The sequence below is a fragment of the Streptomyces sp. NPDC090088 genome, assembly GCF_044747345.1.
Taxonomy (GTDB): domain Bacteria; phylum Actinomycetota; class Actinomycetes; order Streptomycetales; family Streptomycetaceae; genus Streptomyces.
Genome location: NZ_JBIVDZ010000001.1, coordinates 1,001,868 through 1,020,544, shown reverse-complemented (window position 1 = coordinate 1,020,544; position 18,677 = coordinate 1,001,868). Strand labels below are relative to the sequence as shown.

17 protein-coding genes are annotated in these 18,677 nt (G+C 71.5%); 10 read left to right on the top strand and 7 right to left on the bottom strand.

The window, feature by feature from the left end; all coding sequences use genetic code 11:
* Nucleotides 1–76 precede the first annotated feature (76 nt).
* A complete protein-coding gene (locus ACIPSJ_RS04515) occupies nucleotides 77–571 on the bottom strand; it encodes a DUF3145 domain-containing protein (protein WP_355710873.1) in 495 nt (164 codons plus the stop codon).
* 253 nt (nucleotides 572–824) lie between these two features.
* On the opposite strand from ACIPSJ_RS04515, the gene ACIPSJ_RS04510 reads away from it, so the two are divergent.
* Both ACIPSJ_RS04510 and ACIPSJ_RS04505 read left to right on the top strand, forming a co-directional pair.
* Nucleotides 825–1,724 (top strand): SGNH/GDSL hydrolase family protein, encoded by a 900-nt coding sequence (locus tag ACIPSJ_RS04510; protein WP_359208365.1) that lies wholly within the window; start codon nucleotides 825–827, stop codon nucleotides 1,722–1,724.
* Between the two features lie 22 nt (nucleotides 1,725–1,746).
* The gene (locus ACIPSJ_RS04505) at nucleotides 1,747–2,718 is read left to right on the top strand and encodes an aldose epimerase family protein (RefSeq protein WP_401343322.1); all 972 of its coding nucleotides are present in this window, start codon (nucleotides 1,747–1,749) and stop codon (nucleotides 2,716–2,718) included.
* Nucleotides 2,719–2,908: 190 nt separating this feature from the next.
* Here ACIPSJ_RS04505 and ACIPSJ_RS04500 read toward each other — a convergent pair whose 3' ends face one another.
* Nucleotides 2,909–3,292 carry a RidA family protein gene (locus ACIPSJ_RS04500; protein ID WP_401343319.1) on the bottom strand — a complete coding sequence of 128 codons (384 nt, stop codon included), beginning with the start codon at nucleotides 3,290–3,292 and terminating at the stop codon, nucleotides 2,909–2,911.
* A 69-nt stretch (nucleotides 3,293–3,361) separates the two neighbouring features.
* On the opposite strand from ACIPSJ_RS04500, the gene ACIPSJ_RS04495 reads away from it, so the two are divergent.
* Together ACIPSJ_RS04495 and ACIPSJ_RS04490 are read left to right on the top strand one after the other, a co-directional pair.
* The gene (locus ACIPSJ_RS04495; protein ID WP_401343317.1) at nucleotides 3,362–4,369 is read left to right on the top strand and encodes a LysR family transcriptional regulator; all 1,008 of its coding nucleotides are present in this window, start codon (nucleotides 3,362–3,364) and stop codon (nucleotides 4,367–4,369) included.
* Between the two features lie 70 nt (nucleotides 4,370–4,439).
* Entirely contained in the window at nucleotides 4,440–5,693 is a 1,254-nt protein-coding gene (locus tag ACIPSJ_RS04490; protein WP_401343315.1) for a pyroglutamyl peptidase, read from the top strand.
* On the opposite strand, the gene ACIPSJ_RS04485 is transcribed toward ACIPSJ_RS04490, so the two are convergent.
* Complete coding sequence (locus tag ACIPSJ_RS04485; protein ID WP_359208379.1) at nucleotides 5,683–6,471, bottom strand: EI24 domain-containing protein; 789 nt, start codon at nucleotides 6,469–6,471, stop codon at nucleotides 5,683–5,685. The genes ACIPSJ_RS04490 and ACIPSJ_RS04485 overlap by 11 nt on opposite strands.
* A gap of 165 nt (nucleotides 6,472–6,636) precedes the next feature.
* Between ACIPSJ_RS04485 and ACIPSJ_RS04480 the strand changes: the two genes are divergently transcribed.
* On the top strand, nucleotides 6,637–7,794 hold the full coding sequence (locus tag ACIPSJ_RS04480) for a serine hydrolase domain-containing protein (RefSeq protein ID WP_401343313.1): 1,158 nt from the start codon (nucleotides 6,637–6,639) through the stop codon (nucleotides 7,792–7,794).
* Nucleotides 7,795–7,926: 132 nt separating this feature from the next.
* On the opposite strand, the gene ACIPSJ_RS04475 is transcribed toward ACIPSJ_RS04480, so the two are convergent.
* Complete coding sequence (locus ACIPSJ_RS04475; RefSeq protein ID WP_401343311.1) at nucleotides 7,927–10,755, bottom strand: NPCBM/NEW2 domain-containing protein; 2,829 nt, start codon at nucleotides 10,753–10,755, stop codon at nucleotides 7,927–7,929.
* Nucleotides 10,756–10,966: 211 nt separating this feature from the next.
* Nucleotides 10,967–11,965 carry an NADP-dependent oxidoreductase gene (locus ACIPSJ_RS04470; protein WP_401343309.1) on the bottom strand — a complete coding sequence of 333 codons (999 nt, stop codon included), beginning with the start codon at nucleotides 11,963–11,965 and terminating at the stop codon, nucleotides 10,967–10,969.
* Nucleotides 11,966–12,055: 90 nt separating this feature from the next.
* Here ACIPSJ_RS04470 and ACIPSJ_RS04465 point away from each other — a divergent pair, with 90 nt between their 5' ends.
* Nucleotides 12,056–12,505, top strand: coding sequence for a MarR family winged helix-turn-helix transcriptional regulator (locus tag ACIPSJ_RS04465; protein ID WP_401343307.1), 450 nt, complete (start codon nucleotides 12,056–12,058; stop codon nucleotides 12,503–12,505).
* A gap of 10 nt (nucleotides 12,506–12,515) precedes the next feature.
* On the opposite strand, the gene ACIPSJ_RS04460 is transcribed toward ACIPSJ_RS04465, so the two are convergent.
* Entirely contained in the window at nucleotides 12,516–12,989 is a 474-nt protein-coding gene (locus ACIPSJ_RS04460) for a carboxymuconolactone decarboxylase family protein (RefSeq protein WP_355710863.1), read from the bottom strand.
* 185 nt (nucleotides 12,990–13,174) lie between these two features.
* The gene (locus ACIPSJ_RS04455; RefSeq protein WP_401343305.1) at nucleotides 13,175–14,017 is read right to left on the bottom strand and encodes a hypothetical protein; all 843 of its coding nucleotides are present in this window, start codon (nucleotides 14,015–14,017) and stop codon (nucleotides 13,175–13,177) included.
* Nucleotides 14,018–14,218: 201 nt separating this feature from the next.
* Between ACIPSJ_RS04455 and ACIPSJ_RS04450 the strand changes: the two genes are divergently transcribed.
* From ACIPSJ_RS04450 to chvE, 4 genes are all read left to right on the top strand, one after another.
* Complete coding sequence (locus ACIPSJ_RS04450) at nucleotides 14,219–15,379, top strand: mandelate racemase/muconate lactonizing enzyme family protein (protein ID WP_359208399.1); 1,161 nt, start codon at nucleotides 14,219–14,221, stop codon at nucleotides 15,377–15,379.
* The gene (locus tag ACIPSJ_RS04445) at nucleotides 15,376–16,392 is read left to right on the top strand and encodes a zinc-binding dehydrogenase (protein ID WP_401343303.1); all 1,017 of its coding nucleotides are present in this window, start codon (nucleotides 15,376–15,378) and stop codon (nucleotides 16,390–16,392) included. Before ACIPSJ_RS04450 ends, ACIPSJ_RS04445 begins: the two co-directional genes overlap by 4 nt.
* Nucleotides 16,393–16,505: 113 nt before the next feature.
* The gene (locus tag ACIPSJ_RS04440) at nucleotides 16,506–17,477 is read left to right on the top strand and encodes a hypothetical protein (RefSeq protein ID WP_359208404.1); all 972 of its coding nucleotides are present in this window, start codon (nucleotides 16,506–16,508) and stop codon (nucleotides 17,475–17,477) included.
* A gap of 61 nt (nucleotides 17,478–17,538) precedes the next feature.
* On the top strand, nucleotides 17,539–18,648 hold the full coding sequence (chvE, locus tag ACIPSJ_RS04435; RefSeq protein WP_359208407.1) for a multiple monosaccharide ABC transporter substrate-binding protein: 1,110 nt from the start codon (nucleotides 17,539–17,541) through the stop codon (nucleotides 18,646–18,648).
* The last annotated feature ends 29 nt before the right edge of the window (nucleotides 18,649–18,677 follow it).

The window sequence follows — 18,677 nt, the reverse complement described above, 5'->3', positions numbered from 1 at the left end:
CCCCGCGCCCCTTTCTTTTTAGGGGCGCGGGGAACTGCGCGAGAAGCCACGACGGCGCCGCGGTCGGCAACCGGCGTCAGACCACCTGGTGGAGCCACCTCACCGGGGCGCCCTCGCCCGCGTAGCGGAAGGGCTCCAGTTCGTCGTCCCAGGGCTTGCCGAGGAGTTTGGCGATCTCGGCCTCCAGGTCGGTCTCGCCGCGCTGTGAGCGGGTCATGGCGGCCCTCAGACGGTCCTCGGGGATGAGGATGTCGCCGTGGATCCCGGTGACGGCGTGGAAGATGCCGAGTTCGGGGGTGCAGCTGTAGCGCTCGCCCTCGGCCTTCGCGCAGGGTTCGGCGGTCACCTCGAAGCGGAGCAGGTGCCAGCCGCGCAGGGCGGACGCCAGTTTGGAGGCCGTGCCGACCTCGCCCTGCCAGGAGAACTCGGAGCGCCAGGTGCCGGGTGCCGCCGGCTGCCGGATCCAGTCGAGGTTGACGCGCGTGCCGAGCACCCCGGCGACGGCCCACTCGACGTGCGGGCACAGCGCGCGCGGCGCGGAGTGCACGTACAGAACTCCACGTGTCGTCACCGGGACCTCCGGGCAGAGCGGGACATCTTGCTGGCTGGCTGGCGGCTGTGGCACGACGGCCGCGTTGATGGCGAGGCTACCGTGCGGTGGCGCAAGGAGTGTGACGTACCGTCGGTCCCACAGCCAGGAAACCCCTGCCATTCACCCAGGGGGACGCTTGTACAGGGGTGGACCGTTGCAGGGCGCGGCGCGGGAACTCCCGTGCGTTGTCATTACGGGGGACGAACAGGCCGACCGAGAGGACCACCGGGGAATGCGCAAGCAGCGACGTCGGCGTTCGCGTGCCCTGGTGGGAGCCGTCGCCGCCACCGCCGCGCTGGGGGTGGCCGGGTGCGGTGTGTTCGGCGGTTCGTCGGCCGCGCCGGACGGCGGCCGGACCCGGGCCGCCCGGACCGTGCAGGTGTGGGACCGCAGCCCGGCCTCGATCGCGGCCGTCGGCGACTCCATCACCCGGGGATTCGACGCGTGCACGGTGCTCTCGGACTGCCCGGAGGTGTCCTGGGCGACCGGCACCAGCGAGCAGGTGGACAGCCTGGCGGTACGGCTGCTGGGGCGGGCGAAGGCGGCCGACCACAGCTGGAACTACGCGGAGACCGGCGCCCGGATGGCCGACCTGTCCGGGCAGCTGGCCGACGCGGCGGTGCGCAGGCCCCAGTTGGTGACGGTGATGGTGGGGGCGAACGACGCCTGCCGCACCTCGGTGCGGGCGATGACCTCGGTGGCCGCCTTCCGCACCCAGTTCGAGGAGGCGCTCGGCACCCTGCGCAAGTCGCTGCCGAGGACACAGGTGTACGTGGCGAGCGTGCCGAACCTGAAGCGGCTGTGGTCCGAGGGGCGGACGAACCCGCTGGGCAAGCAGGTGTGGAAGCTGGGCATCTGTCCGTCCATGCTCTCCGGCGCGGACGACCTGACCAGCGCGGCGACCCTGCGCCGGGACAAGGTCCAGCAGCGGGTCGAGGACTACAACAAGGTGCTGGAGGAGGTCTGCGCCAAGGACCGGCGGTGCCGTTTCGACGGCGGGGCGGTGTACGCGTACCGGTTCGGGACCGATCAGCTCAGTCACTGGGACTGGTTCCATCCGAGCACCGACGGCCAGTCGAAGCTCGCCGCGATCGCCTACCGGGCCGTCACCGCCAAGGACCCGGTGGACTAGACCCTTGGCTTAGGGTTTCCACATGAGCGAACTTTTCGGCACACTTTCCGACGGCACCGAGGTCCACCGGTGGACGCTGGAGCGCGCGGGGACCCGGGTGCGGATCCTGTCGTACGGCGGGATCGTGCAGTCGGTCGAGGTCCCGGACCGGGACGGGCGGACGGCGGACGTGGTGCTGGGGTTCGCCGGTCTGGACGGCTATCTGGAGCACCCGGGCCCGTACTTCGGCGCCCTGGTCGGCCGGTACGCCAACCGGATCGCGCACGCCCGCTTCCCGCTGGACGGCGTGACCTACGCCCTGGAGCCCAACAACGCCCCCAACTCCCTGCACGGCGGCGCCCACGGCTTCGACAAGCGGGTGTGGGAGGCGGCGGGCGTCGAGCACGGGGTGCGGCTCACGCGCGTCAGCCCGCACGGCGAGGAGGGCTTCCCGGGGCGGCTGGAGGTCACGGCGACCTACACGCTGGACCCCTCCGGGGCGCTGCGCGTCTCCTACGAGGCGGTCACCGACACGCCGACCGTCGTGAACCTCACCAACCACAGCTACTTCAACCTGGCGGGCTCCGGGAACGCGGGCGGCCATGAGCTGCGGATCGCCGCCTCCCGCTACACACCCGTCGACGGCGACCTGATCCCGACCGGGGTCCTGGAGGACGTCTCCGGCTCCCGTTTCGACTTCCGCACGGCCCGCAAGGTCGGTTCCGGCTACGACCACAACCTGGTCCTCGACAAGGGCGTCACGGCCGCCGCGCAGGAGATCGCCGAACTGCACGATCCGGCGTCCGGCCGCACCCTCACGGTGTCCACCACCGAACCGGGCGTCCAGCTGTACACCGCCGAGCACCTGACCGGCCCCTTCGCCCCCGGCGACGGTGTCGCCCTGGAGACCCAGCACTTCCCGGACTCCCCCAACCGGCCGGAGTTCCCGAGCACCCGCCTCGACCCGGGCGCGGTGTACCGCTCGGAGACGGTGTACGCCTTCGGGGTCCGCTGACAGCCGCAAGCCCCGGTCCAGGGGTCAGGTCCCGGACCGGGGCTGCTCAAGGGGGGCGTGGCCCGCTCCCGACCTTAGCCGTGGCTGTGAGCCGGCGGCCGGTGATCGGGCGCCCCGCCGCGAACTCGTACGAACCCTTCACAAACACCCGCGACCCGGCCCGCGACCCGGCCCGTGGCGGGCCACGGCCTCAGCCGGCCACCGCCGCCACCACCTCGATCTCGACGAGGGCCTCGGGCCGGAACAGCCGGGGCACCTCGAAGGTCATGCTGGTCGGCGGGGTGCCGGTGAGGAACTCGCGGCGTACGGCGCCGTATTCGGCGAGCCGGGAGATGTCGGTCAGATACGTGCGGATGTTGACGACGTCCGCCAGGGTCGCCCCGTGCGCGCGCAGCAGCGCGCCGAGGCCCTCGAAGACGCCCCGGCTCTGCTCCGCGAGGGTCGCGCCCTCGGCGATCTGGCCGGAGACGAACAACAGGGCGCTGCCGTCGGCGTGTTCGACCCGGGCGACCTGGGAGTAGTAGGGGCTGGCGGGCCGCGGGGCGTCGGCCGGGTTGTCCAGGGTGACCTTCACGGGGCTCCTTCCGTGTCCGTGCGGTCGACGCTAGGCGGGCCCGAGTGATGCGACAAGCGAATGTCTAGCATGGCTGCCATGCCGAATCCGCACCCCTCACACCCCTCACAGCCCCCACGGCTTCCGCAGCTCACGCAGCCGCCCCTCCCCGACGTCTCCAGCGTCTGGCTGCGGGTGTTCCTGGACGTCGCGCGGCACGGTTCGTTCACGGTGGCCGCGCGGTCGCTCGGCTGGACGCAGTCGGCGGTGTCCCGGCAGATCTCCTCGCTGGAGGCGGCGCTGGGCGGCGGTCCGCTCTTCGACCGGCTACCGCGCGGGGTACGGCTCACGGAGGCCGGACGGGTGCTCGTCCCGTACGCCGAGGCGGTCGCCGAGGCCCTGCACGGCGCCGCGCGGGAGCTGACCGCGCTGCGCGAGGTGGCGGGCGGGCGGCTGCGGTTCGGGGCGTTCGCCAGCGCCGACGCGGCCCTGGTGCCGCACGCCCTGGCCGCGTTCCGGGCCCGGCACCCGGAGGTGCGGCTGTCCCGCGAGGAGGGGCTCACCCCCCGGCTCCTGGACCGCCTGACCGCCGGCCATCTGGACCTCGCGGTGGTCTCGACGACGGGCCGCGCACCGCTGGAGCCGTACGAACTCCACCACCTCCTCGACGAGTCGCTGTACGTCGCCGTCCCGGCCGGCCACCCGCTGGCGGGCTCCGCGGGCCCGGTCCGGCTCGGCCTGCTCGCCGACGCCGACTGGATCTCCGGCAGCTCCGGCGTCGAGGGCACCCTGCTGGAGGCGGCCCTGCGCCAGGGGTTCCGTCCGCGGGTGGCCCATGTGGTCGGCGAGTGGACCGCGAAGCAGGGCTATGTCGCCGCGGGCCTCGGCGTGGCCCTGGTCCCGGCGCTCGCCGCCGAGTCGGTCCGCCCTGACGTCGCCCTGCTGCCGGTGCTCGACGAGGGCGCCCCGGCCCGGGCGGTGTACGCGGCGACCGCCCGGGGCCGCTCCCTGTCCCCGGCCGCCGAGTCCTTCCTCGGGGCGCTGCGGGAGGCGGCCGCCCGCGTCCCGCACGGCACACCCGGGGGCACCATGGCGTAGACCAGTTCCCACGGGCGATACTGCGGCCGTCCGGCACCACGCACCCCACTGCGACGGAAGGCCAACTCCCTTGACATACCTGCGCGTTCGGATCGGTGTTCTCGGAATCGCCCTGTTCGCCGGGGCACTCGCCCCGACGTCCGCCCGTGCCACGGAGGCCGCCGCCCCCTCCCCCACCGTCGAGGAGCAACGGCTCGACAAGGCGGTGCCGCAGGAGATACTCCGGCGGTCCGGGTTCGACGACGTGGCACCGGAGTTCACCCGGGCGCTGGGCGGCGCGCACTCCTACGCGCAGGCCCGGCGGATCGTCGTACGCGAGGGGTCGGCGCTGTGGCGGCGGGCCGTGGACCGGGCGCAGGGGCGGGGGCCGGCCGGGGGTGATCTGAGCCGGGACGATGACCGGCCGCTGTACTGGGCGCGGCTCGGGATGACCCGTGAAGTGCGGACCTGGGAGCCGGGGTTCGGGGTGAGCGACACCCAACGCGGCGCGCTGCTGGACGTGTTGGAGCGGACCTCGCGCGGGCAGACGGACCTCCGCTATCCCGGCGGGCACATGAGCGGGCACATGAAGCGCATCCTCGTCACCGGGTTCGACCCGTTCACGCTCGACCGCGACATCCGGATCTCCAATCCCTCCGGAGCGAGCGCCCTGGCCCTCGACGGGACGGTCCTGCAGACCGACGAGGGACCGGCCCGGGTCGAGACGGCCGTCTTCCCGGTGCGCTGGGACGACTTCGCGCAGGGCACCGTGGAGCGGACCCTGCGGCCGTACCTGCCGAAGGTGGACCTGTTCACGACCGTGAGCCAGGGGCGCGTCGGGCGGTTCGACGTGGAGCGGACCAACGGGGCCTGGCGGGGCGGCTATCCGGACAACGAGAACCTGAGCCGGACGGAGACCGTACCGGTCGCCGACCCGGCCTCGCAGCCGCAGTGGACGACCACGACCCTGCCGTACGCCGCGATCGTGGCGGCCGACACGGGGCGGTTCCCGGTGTACGACCACACCGAGGTGACGGAGATCCCGGCGGGAGGGACCGATCCCGTCGTCCGGGCGGACGGGCCGACCGCCGGGTCGACGGCGCGGGCCGGGGGCGGCGGGAACTACCTCTCCAACGAGATCGCCTACCGCGCCACCCTGCTGCGGGACCGGCTCGGCCTGCACGACACCCTGCCGGGCGGCCATGTGCACACACCGGTGCTGGAGTTCGGCGCCGGCAACACCACCGAGGTGACCGACCCGGACTTCGTGCGGAACCGGGTGGACATCATCGACCAGGTGCGGGCGATCGTGACCGTGGCGGCCGACGCGAGCTTCAGGGACTGACCGGTTCGCCGGTCTCCGCGTCCTCCTCCGCCGTCTCCTCGCCCAGCAGGTCGCGGGCGAGGAGGGTGGCGCCCGCGACCGCGCCCGGCATCAGGAACACCGCGACGAACGGCACCAGGAAGGCCAGGCCCAGGGGCGTGCCGAAGCCCCACACCAGGGTCTTGCGGGAACGCAGCAGGGTGAGCCGGGTGCGCAGGTCGATCCCCCGGCGCTGGAGGGCGACGGCGGCGAGTTCCTCGGTGAGGAAGAACCCGGTCACGAAGAAGCCGAGGACCGGTACGGCGGTCTGCCCGACGAAGGGGAGGAAGCCGAGGGCGAAGAGCAGCAGGCCCCAGAGCGCGGCGCGGACCAGGACGCGCAGGCTGTCGCGGGCCGAGATCCACAGCTCGTGCCAGAACGGCAGCCCGGACTCGGGCGCGGTGCCGTCGGGCGAGACGTCCTCGTCGACCTTCTCGGAGAGGTTCTCGTAGAACGGCTGGCCGACCAGCAGCGTCACGGCGGTGAAGGTCAGGACGGCCCCGAGCAGGCCGAGGGCGAAGAGCACGGCGGTGAGGAAGCCGCGGAAGAGGCCGAGCCAGGGGCTGGACCAGTCGTCGGCGAACGGGGTGGCCCAGGCGACGAAGTCCGCTCCCCATATCGCCAGCGAGACCAGGGCCGCCGCGTACAGGACGAGGGTGATCAGACCGGGCAGCAGCCCGAAGCCGAACTGCCTGCCGTGCCGGCCGACCCATCGCTGGCCCTTGAGGAGATATCCGAAACCGACACCGAGATCACGCATGGCGAAAACTTTACCGGGGCCCCGCCGGGGCGCAGTGGGGGGACGCCGGCGCGAAGACCTGCTCGTCGCTGTTGAGTCGAACGGGTACATGTCGACGTACCGATCTCAGGGTAGGGCGTTGTTCACAGTGGGAGCTGCTTGCGGCGGCTCGGTTGAGGAGAGCGGATGACGCAGGAGATCACCGTCCAGGGCACGGTCGCGGAGGGCTTCGAAGTGGTGCGCGAGGAGTTCGCCGCCTTCGTCGCCGGCGAACCGGCCGACTACGAGGGACAGTTGTGCGCGTACGTGCACGGCCGGCGGGTCGTCGACCTGTGGGCCGGTGAGGGGGCCGGCGGGAACTCCCTGTACGGCGTGTTCTCGTCCACCAAGGGCGCGGCCCATCTCGTCGTGGCGATGCTGGTGCAGGACGGAACACTGGAGCTGGACCGTAAAGTCACCTACTACTGGCCGGAGTTCGCCGCCGAGGGCAAGGGCACGCTGACCCTGCGGGACCTGATCGCGCACCGGGCGGGCCTGATCGGCACCGACAGCGGGTTCAGCCCGCAGGAGCTGACCGACGACCGGGCGATGGCCGAACGCCTCGCCGACCAGCGGCCGTTCTGGCGCCCCGGCACCGCCTTCGGCTACCACGCGCTCGTCATCGGGGCGCTCACCGGCGAGGTGGTACGGCGCGCGACGGGCCGTACGCTCCAGGACGTGTACGAGGAGCGGGTGCGGGCACCGTACGGCCTGGACCTCTTCCTGGGCCTGCCGGCCGCGCACGAGCCGCGCTTCCGCACCACCCTGCCGCTGCTCCCGACACCCGAGCAGCGGGCGCTGCTGGACTCCCTCCCGTCCGGTCCGCAGACCCTCGCCGGGATCGCCTTCAACGAGCACACGGCCGAGCCCACGGACCTGGCGTCCCTGCCCAACGACCGCCTGGTGCGCGCCAAGGGCCCGGCCTCGTTCGGCGGGGTGGCCTCGGCGCGCGGTCTGGCCGGGATGTACGCGGCCCTGCTCAGCGAGGTCGACGGCAAGGCCCCGCTGCTGAAGGAGGACACGGTGGCCGAGTTCGGCCAGATCCACTCGGTCGGCTACGACCTGGTGGCCCGCACCCACAGGTCCTACGGCCTCGGCTTCCAGGCGACGGCGGACACCTGGCACCCGTTCCTGGGCGCGGGCACGATCGGCCACAGCGGAGCGGCGGGCTCCCAGGCGTTCGCGGATCCGCGCAGCGGCATCGCCTACGGCTACACCCGCCGCCGCTTCGCGTTCCCCGGGGGCGCGGCCCCGGAGAACGACCGCTTGGCGCTGGCTGTACACAAGGCGACGCTGACCATCTGAGGAACGCCGCCGGAAACGCGCCCCGTCAGGGGCGCGGGGAACCGCGCGAGCAACCACGGACTACCCGCACCCGGCACCAAGACCCCATCCGGCAGACGAGTGGGCCGCACCCCACGCCCCCGAGGGCGCGGCCTACTCGCCGCACACGACCCTCGCCCCACCCCAGTCCGCATGGTCATGGGCGTTGCCGTCCCCACTGTCCCCGACGACGAGATGCAGCTCCTGCACGCCGGTCACATCGACGTCCAGCGCCATCCCAGCCGACTCCCCCGTCCGCACCGGCGTCGTCGCCACCGTACGGCCGTCCCCGACCAGGGAGAAGACGACCGACCCGTACGGCGCGACCTCGTCGTCGATGCCGACCGTGGCCGTGAACCGGCTGCAATTGCCGCCGAGGTAGAAGGCCACGTCACTGTCGGCGTGCACGCCGAGTCCCTTGGCGAACGGGGTGCCGCGAAGAGCCATCGGCTGTCCGTCCCCCGCCGCCTGCTCCCCGTTGGACGTGTCGCGCTCGACCGGCCCCCACCCGTTGGCGGCGGAGACGAAGGACAGATCACTCACGAAGGGGCTTCCGGCGGGCGCCGGGATCGGCACCCGCGTGCTCGCGCTGCCGTACGTCCAGTGCCGTACGCCGTCCCGGTCGTACGTGGCGAGCGGCAGGAACGTGTTGGTCACCGGGGTGTCGGTGGCCGTGGGCGCGGTGACGGTCCAGCTCGCGGTGACCGAGTGGCCGGGGGCGACCCTCGTGAAGGACACGGGGGTGGTGGGGGTGGCCTGCCAGTTCGCCGGGATGCCGGGGGTCAGGGTGAGGGCGTTCGCCGCTTCGCCGGTCGCCGGGAGCCTGAAGGTGGTGGTGAGGGTCGCCGACGCACCGCGCCGGACCGTCGCGGGCAGGTCGGCGCCGAGCGTGGCCGGGGCCGCGGCGGGATGCCGTAGGGGCGTGATGCTCAGGTTGTCGAACTCGTCGGTCTGATAGCCCACCACGCCCAGGCCGACCTGTCCGGCCGGGTACGCGGAGTCGTCCACCGCGCCGATACGGCGGCCGTCCACGCTCGCGGTGATGGTGGTGCCGCTGAAGCTCAGGCCCAGGGTGTGCCAGCGGTGGGTGCCCAGGGCCCTGGTGGTGCCGTCGGCGAGGGTGGTGAGCCGGCCGCCGGTGTCGCTCTTCACCACGGACCAGGCACCGGTGTCGGCGACCCGGAGGAAGTAGCCCGCCTGGTGGGACTGCGGGCGCTGCTGCTCGCCGGCCCTGCCGATGAGTTCCACGGTGCCGGGCCGGTCCAGGTAGACGTCGGAACTGACCGTGTAGTCGCGCCAGTCGGGGTCGCCGAGCAGGGCGAAGGCGTCGCTGTCGTCCTGCCATTCGATGGGCTGCTGCGCCGCCATCTGCCGTACGCACCGCCCCGGCCTGCCGCCCGCGCACGGCGCGGTCTCGAAGGAACCCTGCATGTCGGAGAGGTACCTGGCCTCCCGGCCCTGGGCGGGCCCCTCGAAGGAGTCGCGGTAGGGCAGCGCGAGATGGCCCTGGGGCGGGCTGACGGCCGTGCCCCGGCCCTGGCCGGTGGTGGTGGTCAGGGAGTAGACGTGGCCGGGCTGGAGCGTGACGGAGAAGTGCCCGTTCTGCGGGGTCACATCGCCGGTGTGGACGAAGCCGCGGCCGTTCGAGGCGAGGTCGGTGGACCAGATGTGCACGGTGCCGGTCGGCAGTCCGCCGCCGACGGTGAAGTCCGCGGTCTGGGCGCCGCTCGCGGTGGAGGTCTCGACGATCGTGCTGTAGGCGGAGTTGTCGGCGGGCTTGAGGGTGACATAGCTGCCGTCGGTGCGGTCGCCGCCGAGGTAGCCGCTCGCCTGGTCGACGAACTTCCAGCCGGGACGGGTGACCTGGGTGACCTGGGCGGTGGTCCAGAGGCTGGTGCCCAGTTCGTACGCCCCGGACCACGGCTGGTCGGCGACCGCGAGGCCGACCGTGTCGTACGGCAGGTTCGGGTAGACCGCCGCGAGCAGGGGCCAGTTGAGGTAGGCGGTGTACCGGCCGTCGAGGTAGCCGCGGGTGATCGAGCGGATCAGCGCGCCGGCGCCGGTGTTCTCGTCGAGGGAGCCGTTCTCGCTGGCCCACAGGGGCTTGCCGCTCGCCTGGGCGGTGTCGGAGCTGTAGCAGGTGTCCGCGGTGCCGCCGTCGCCGCCCTCGCAGGGGTAGTGGACGCCGACGACGTCGACGGAGTCGGCGAACCGCTGGTCCTTGACGATGTCGTCGGCGACGTCCAGACCCGAGTCGGCGGCGACGATCCGCACCGGGAGATGCCGGGCGGCGAGCGCGGCGTGCAGCTTCTCGTACCAGCCGATGTCGTAACCGCGTTCGTTCCAGCCGCCCAGGTAGTCGATGTCCAGGCCGTGCTGCCGGGCACAGCCGAGCCAGTCGACCAGGTAGTCGATCACGTCCTGCGACCAGAAGTCGCCCCCGCCCGGGGAGTTGTCCGTGTTGCCGATCCAGCCGGGGGCACCCCAGGCCAGCCCGTACAGCTCGATGTGCGGGTTGCGCTTCTTGGCCTGCTCCATCAGCCACCACTCGTAGCCGCTGTCGCAGTGCACGGTCCCGCGCGTGTGCTCGATGCTGGGCTCGGATCCGTCGGTGGAGTTGGTGTCGCCGCCGATCTCCACCTTGAGCATCTGCAGGGCGGCCCCGTAGCCGGGCTTGAAGAGGTAGTCGAGGATCCGGCCGCGTTGCGGCTCGGGGTAGTCGATGAGCAGCCGCGAGTTGCCTCCGCCGCCGCTGATGGCGCCGATGCCGTCGAAGGTGCGCCCGGTACCGGAACCGTCCACGGTGATCGCGGTGGTGGCGCCGGTCGTGGCGGTGGTGGCGGCTCGCGCCGACAACGTTGTCACCATGGAGAACACGAGGACGAGGCAGCTGACGACAGCCACACCCCAGGAGGGCGTGCGGTACCGGACGGACTGGAGCATGCGGCTCTCCCGACCCTGAGACACGGCGGAGGCGAACGCCTCCGCACATATGGCTACAGGAACGCACGCGCCCAGGGAAGAGTCCGGTCAGAATCCAACACGGCGAGCCGAGTTGGGGAACCGCCGGGGATACGGCGGGGACCGCACCCCACGTCCAAGGGTGCGGCCTCCGCGAAGCGCGCCGACGGATCTCAGCCGGGCGTCACGCCGGTCAGAGCTTGACGATCATCTTGCCGGTGTTGTCGCCGCGCAGGACCCCGAGGAACGCCTCCACGTTGTTCTCGATGCCCTCGACGACCGTCTCGCGGTACTTGAGCTGCCCGGAGGCCACCCACGGGCCGACCTCGGCGACGAACTGCGGCTGCAGGTCGTAGTGGTCGCCGACCAGGAAGCCCTCGATCCGGCCGCGGGTCTGGATGAGACGCGCGAGGTTCTTCGGGCCGGGGACGGGCTCGGTGCTGTTGTAGACGGAGATCATGCCGCAGACCGCGATCCGGCCGTCCCGGTTCAGCTGGCCGATGGCCGCCTCCAGGTGGTCGCCGCCGACGTTGTCGAAGTAGACGTCCACGCCGTCGGGGGCGGCGGCCCGGAGCTGCTCGTTGACCGGGCCGTTCTTGTAGTTGAAGGCCGCGTCGAAGCCGTACTCCTCGACCAGCAGCTTGACCTTCTCGTCGGAGCCGGCCGAGCCGATCACCCGGGAGGCACCCTTGAGCTTGGCGATCTGGCCGACCTGGCTGCCGACCGCGCCGGCCGCGCCGGAGACGAAGACGGAGTCGCCCTCCTTGAAGGAGGCGGTGCGCAGCAGGCCCGCGTAGGCGGTGAGGCCGGTCATGCCGAGGACGCCGAGGTACGTCGACAGCGGCGCGGCGCCGGCGTCGACCTTGACCGCGCTCTTCGCGTCCACGACGGCGTACTCGCGCCAGCCGAGGAAGTGCAGGACGTGGTCGCCGGCCGCGATGCCCTCGGCGTTCGACTCGACGACCTCGCCGACCGCGCCGCCCTGCATGACCTTGCCCAGCTCGAAGGGGGCGACATAGGACTTGGCGGCACTCATTCGGCCGCGCATGTACGGGTCGACGGAGAGGTACTTGTTCCGTACCAGCACCTGTCCCTCACCCGGCGTAGGGACCTCCGCCTCCACCAGGGCGAAGTCCTCGGGCTTCGGCCAGCCGACGGGACGGCTGAGCAGGTGCCACTCGCGGTTGATCATGACGTGCGCCTTTCCGGAATACTTCAGTACCTGAAACAACCATGCTCCTGAATATTTCAGGATGTCAAGTAACGGGGTACCCTGGAGCGCATGTCCACCCCACAGTCCAGCCAAGCGAAGCCCCGCCGCCCCGACGCCCTGACCCTGGAGGTCGTCGAGCTCATCGGGGATGTCGTGGCACGTTTCTACGCGGACTACGAGGAGGCGGCGGGCGAGCACACGCTCACCGGGGCGCAGGCGCGGCTGCTCAGCCTGCTGTCGCTGGAGCCGCTGCCGATGCGGAAGCTGGCGCTGAAGCTGAAGTGCGAGCCGTCCAACGTGACGGGGATCGTGGACCGGCTGGAGGCGCGCGGGCTCGTGGAGCGGCGGCCCGATCCGGCCGACCGCCGGGTGAAGCTGGCCGCGGCGACCGACGAGGGCCGTCGGGTCGCCCGCGACCTGCGAGACGGGCTGCGGTTCGCGCGCGAGCCGCTGGCGGGGCTGTCGGAGGAGGAGCGGCTGTCCCTGCGGGACCTGCTCCACCGCATGCTGGAGGCGTGAACGCCGGGGGTTACGCGAACTGGCCCGGGCGGTAGTCGCCCGCCGGCTGCTGGAAGATGACGTTCAGCCGGTTGTAGGCGTTGATCAGGGCGATCGTCGCCACCAGCGCGACGAGTTCGTCCTCGGTGTAGTGCTTGGCCGCGTTCTCCCACACCGCGTCGGGGACCCCGCCCGCCGCGTCGGCGATCCGGGTGCCCTGCTCGGCGAGTTCCAGGGCGGCGCGTTCGGCGTCCGTGAACACCTTGGCCTCGCGCCAGGCGCCGACCATGTGGAGGCGCTGCTGGGTCTCGCCGGCCTCGGCCGCGTCCTTGGTGTGCATGTCGAGGCAGAAGCCGCAGCCGTTGATCTGGCTGGCGCGGATCTTGACGAGTTCGAGGGTGGCGGCGGGGATCGAGGTGCCCTCGGCGGCCTTGCCCGCGCCGTTGAAGGCCTTGATCAGCTTGGTGGCGACGGGGCTGGCGAAGAGGTTGAGACGGGCTTCCATGGTGTGCTCCCTGTGGGGTTGCTCAGTGGGTTGCACACCTATGACGGGGGGCGTCGGCCGTATGTGACATGTTTGCTGGATTTGCTTTGGCGGTTGTTCGGGTGCGCGCCAGCGGGGGCTGGTCGCGCCCACGCGGCGGAGCCGCAAATCGATACAGCCCCACGCCCCTATCGGGGCGCTTCAGCTCACGAACACCACCAGAGGAACCGCGTACACGTGTCGCTCGGGGACGGGCTCGGGGACGGGTTCGAGGTGGTGGGGTCGGACGTCGGGGTCGAGCCCGTCGTGCTCGTCGCCGTCGACGTCGGCTGCCCGGTGACCGGGTCGGTCGTCGCCGACTGGGCCGAGGTGTCCTTGGGGGTCGCCGACGGGGAGTCCGAGGCCTTGTCCTTCGACGAGGAGGAGGGGGACGGGGAGGCGGAGGGGTCGGCGCTGGCGGAGTTCGCCGGGCCGGTGGCGCCGGAGGTGTCGCCGAGGGGCTCGGCGGTGGCGCCGGGGGACGAGGTGGAGGTGCCGCCGTCGGTGGTGTCGCCGCCCGCCGAGGCCGGGCCGGGGGTCGTGAACGGTATGGCGTCCGTGCCGAGTTCGGCGAGGCTCAGGCCGCCGGCCGCCAGGACGCAGGCCGCGCTGACCAACAGGATCCTGCGGCGCCGCCGGCGATGGGCGGCCGCCTTGCGGTCGCGACGGCTGCCGTCGGCCGTGACGGGCTCCTCGGGGGCGTCGGCGGGACGGCCCCGGCCGCCGCGGCCGCGGGCCGCCCGGCGCCGTTCCGCCCGGCCGCCCGCGGGCGGTTCACCGGCCTCGGCCTCGTACCCCTCGGCCCCGTGGCCGTCGTGTCCGTCGTGTCCGTCGGTGTCGTACCCGTCCGACGCGAACTCCGGCTCCGCGTACTGCGCTTCTCCGGCCGTGTGCGGGTGCGCTGCGGTCGCTTCCCGCGCGGACGCGCGTAGCGTTTCGATGGGAGTGCCGCACCCCGGGCAGGCGAGGGCGCCGTTGAGGTGCCGTCGGCACGGGAGGCAGTAGTCCATGACGCGGGAAGACTAAGTTCCCCACGGGTCACTTAACTAGCCGGGCCTGTGAAGGTTCTGTGCGGGACCGAAAAAACTATCGAAAGCCTTGTCGAAACCGTTACCTGTTCGACCCATTGACACCTAGACCGCCCCGTCCTTACTGTCACGCCAGCATTTCGAACGTGTGACGAAATCTCGAACAGCTGAGGGGCAACTGCCGTGCGCATCACCGGAATCAGCACACACGTGGTCGGGACGCCGTGGCGCAACCTGACCTACGTCCAGGTGCACACCGACGAAGGCATCACGGGAGTCGGCGAGACCCGGATGCTCGGTCACACCGACGCGCTGATCGGCTACCTGCGGGAGGCCGAGGCCAATCACATTCTGGGCTCCGACCCGTTCGCCGTGGAAGACCTGGTGCGCCGGATGAAGTACGGCGACTACGGCCGGGCGGGCGAGATCGTCATGTCCGGCATCGCCGTCATCGAGATGGCCTGCTGGGACATCAAGGGCAAGGCGCTGGGCGTGCCGGTGTGGCAGCTGCTCGGCGGGAAGGTGACCGACAAGGTCAAGGCGTACGCCAACGGGTGGTACACGACCGAGCGAACGCCGGAGGCGTACCACAAGGCAGCCCAAGGAGTGATCGAGCGCGGGTACAAGGCGCTGAAGATCGACCCCTTCGGCACCGGGCACTTCGAGCTGGACCACGAGCAGACGCTGTACTCGGTGTCGCTGATCGAGGCCGTGCGGGACGCCATCGGGCCCGACGCCGAGCTGATGCTGGAGATGCACGGCCGCTTCTCCCCCGCCACCGCCGTGCGGCTGGCCAGGGAGCTGGCCCCCTTCAAGCCGGCCTGGCTGGAGGAGCCCTGCCCGCCGGAGAACCTGAAGGCGCTGGAGAAGGTCGCCGCCAAGGTGGACATCCCGGTCGCCACCGGTGAGCGCATCCACGACCGCATCGAGTTCCGCGAGCTCTTCGAGAGCCAGGCCGTGGACATCATCCAGCCGGACGTCGGCCATATCGGTGGTATCTGGGAGACCAGGAAGCTGGCCGCCACCGCCGAGACGCACTACGTGCTGGTCGCGCCGCACAACGTCGGCGGGTCCGTGCTGACCGCCGCCTCCCTCCAGGTCGGGTTCACCTCCCCGAACTTCAAGATCCTGGAGCACTTCAACGACTTCGCGGACGCCGAGATCAAGAAGGTCGTCAAGGGCGCGCCGGAGGTCGTGGACGGGTACTTCCACCTGTCCGAGGAGCCCGGTCTCGGGGTCGAGTTCGACGCCGACGCGGCGGCGGAGTTCCCGCAGCAGCAGGCCCGTTTCGACCTCTGGGCGGACGGCTGGGAGCAGCGCAAGCCGAAGGGGACGTCGAAGTGAGCGCCTCCCCCGCCTCCCAGGTCGTCGTCGAGGCGCCGGGCGTCCAGCGGGTCGAGGAGCACACGCCCCGCGAGCCCGGTCCGGGCGAGGCGCTGGTCGCCGTGCACGCGGTCGGGATTTGCGGAAGCGACCGTGAGGTGTTCCAGGGGAACCGGCCCGAGGGCTATGTGCGCTACCCGCTGACCCCGGGCCACGAGTGGTCGGGGACGGTACGGGCGGTGGGCGCCGGGGTGCCCGGCGGGCTGGTCGGCCGCAAGGTCGTCGGCGAGGGGTTCCGCAACTGCCAGGTCTGCGACCGCTGCCACGCCGGTGAGACCACGCTGTGCACCGACGGCTACGAGGAGACCGGCTTCACCCAGCCGGGCGCCATGGCCGCCACCCTGACCCTCCCGGCCCGGCTGCTGCACGTCCTGCCGGAGGACGCGGACCTGACCGCCGCCGCTCTCCTGGAGCCCGCCGCCTGCATCGCGGCCGCCGCCCTGAAGGGCAACGCCCAGCCGGGCGAGCGGGTCGCGGTGGTCGGCACCGGGACGCTGGGCATGTTCGCCGTGCAGTTCCTGCGGGCGGTCTCGCCGGGCGAACTGCTGGTGGTCGGGACCCGGAACGACCGGGAGGCGCTGTCCCGGCAGTTCGGGGCGACCGACTTCCGCACCAAGGACCAGGAACTGCCCGACGACTTCGACGTCGTGATCGAGACCGCCGGGTCCGCGTCCGCCGCGCGCACCGCCGCCTCCCTGCTCAGGCGCGGCGGACGCCTGGTCCTGACCGGTATCCCGGCCGCGGGTGCCGACGGCCTGGACCCGACCGACCTCGTCGTACGGCAGCTGGAGGTGCACACCGTCTTCGGTGCGCCGCCGGACGCCTGGTCGCACACGGTGCGGGTCTTCGGGGCCGGCCTCCTCGACCCGCTGCCGCTGGTCACGCACGAGCTGCCGCTGACCGAGTTCCCGCACGCCATCGAGCTGGTGGGGGCCGGTGATCCGAAGGTGGGCAAGGTGCTGCTCCGCCCCTAGTCGTACGCCGGCCGCGGCGTGACCTGACCTCGCCGTGGCCGGCGTACCACCAAGTCTTTTCGCTACCCCGAGCCGCGAACCTTGTCCGAAATACCGAACACGAAGGACAGCTTGTGACGACCGACGCTTCCGTTACGGCGGCCCGCCGACCCGGTGAGCAGGCGCTCACCGCCCTCGGTCTGGGTGCGCCCGCCCTCGACCCCGCCGACGCCTCCGCCCACAGCTTCCCGGGCGGCGGCAAGTGGCGCACCGAGATCCCCTCCTGCGAGGGTCCCGAGGCGCTGGCCGTCGTCCTCAAGGAGTCCTCCCGCCTGGACGTGCCGATCCACCGGATCAGCCAGGGCAGCGGCGTGTGGATGCTCACCGACGCCGAGATCACCGAGATGGTCGAGGCCACCGGCGAACGGGACATCGAGCTCTGCCTGTTCACCGGCCCGCGCGGCACCTGGGACATCGGCGGCTCGGTGCGCTCCGACTCGCGGGGGGCCGGACTGCGCGCCCGCGGCCACGACGCCGTCGCCGGCTGTGTCGAGGACGCGGTCCGGGCCACCGAGCTGGGCGTCAAGTGCCTGCTGGTCGCCGACGAGGGCGTGCTGTGGACGCTGCACCGGGCGCGCGAGACCGGGATCATCCCGGCGGACACCACGCTGAAGGTGTCGGCGCTGATCGGCCCGGTCAACCCGGCGTCCTACGCGGTGTACGAGCGTCTCGGCGCCGACTCGCTCAACGTGCCCAGCGACCTGACGCTCGATCACCTCACCGAGATCCGCCGGGTCTCCGGCGCCCCCATGGACATGTACATCGAGGCCCCCGACGACCTCGGCGGCTACATCCGGATGTACGAGATCGCCGAGCTGATCCGGCGCGGCGCACCGCTCTACCTGAAGTTCGGCCTGTCCAAGGCTCCCGGCATCTACCCGTGGGGCACCCACCTGCGGGACGTGACCCTGGACACCGCCCGGGAGCGGGTGCGGCGCGGCCGCCTCGCCCTGGACCTGCTCGCCCGGCACGGCGCGGACGGCGACATGGCGCCGCTCGGTTCCCGGCTGCCCGGCCCGCTCAACCGCTTCCCCGCCGACGCCTGAACCGCCGACGGACCAGACCCAGCACAGCCCTCTCAACGACGAGACGAACAGGACTGATCACATGCGCAACCGCAGAGCTGCACTGACCGCCATAGCCGGGGCCGCCTCCCTCGCACTGACCCTGTCCGCCTGCGGCCAGAGCGGCGAGGGCGGCAGCAAGGAGGACAGCGGCAGCGCCAAGGGCGGCACGATCGGCATCGCGATGCCGACGAAGTCGTCCGAGCGCTGGATCGCCGACGGCAAGAACGTCGTCAAGAACCTGGAGTCCAAGGGCTACAAGACCAAGCTGGTCTACGGCGAGGACGACCCGGACACCCAGGTCTCCCAGATCGAGAACCTGATCACGCAGGGCGTCAAGGGCCTGATCATCGCGGCCATCGACAACAAGTCCCTGAACAACGTGCTCCAGGAGGCCGCGGACGCCAAGATCCCGGTCATCGCCTACGACCGGCTGATCCTCGGCACCAAGAACGTCGACTACTACGCGTCCTTCGACAACGAGAAGGTCGGCGTCGAGCAGGGCACGTACATCGTGCACAAGCTGGGTCTGGACAGCGGCAAGAAGGGCCCGTTCAACATCGAGCTGTTCGCCGGCTCGAACGACGACAACAACACCAAGTACTTCTTCAACGGCGCGATGAGCGTGCTCCAGCCGTACATCGACAAGAAGCAGCTGGTGGTCAAGTCGGGCCAGACCGCGCTGAACAAGGTCACCACGCTGCGCTGGGACGGCGCGACCGCGCAGTCGCGCATGGAGGACATCCTCACCTCCTCGTACAAGTCCGCCAAGGTCGACGCGGTGCTCTCGCCCTACGACGGCATCTCGATCGGCATCCTCGCCGCGCTGAAGTCGGACGGCTACGGCTCCTCCAGCCAGCCGCTGCCCGTCATCACCGGCCAGGACGCCGAGCTGGCCTCGGTGAAGTCGATCATCGCCGGTGAGCAGACGCAGACCGTGTACAAGGACACCCGGCAGCTCGCCAAGGTCGCCGCGACCATGGTCGACGACGTCCTGAACAAGAAGACCCCGCAGGTCAACGACACCAAGACGTACGACAACGGGTCCAAGGTCGTCCCCGCCTACCTGCTGCAGCCGGTGAGCGTCGACAAGACCAACTACGAGGACGTCCTGGTCAAGGGCGGCTACTACACGGACGCCGAGCTCAAGTAATCCGCCGACCCCTGATCGACAAGCACTGA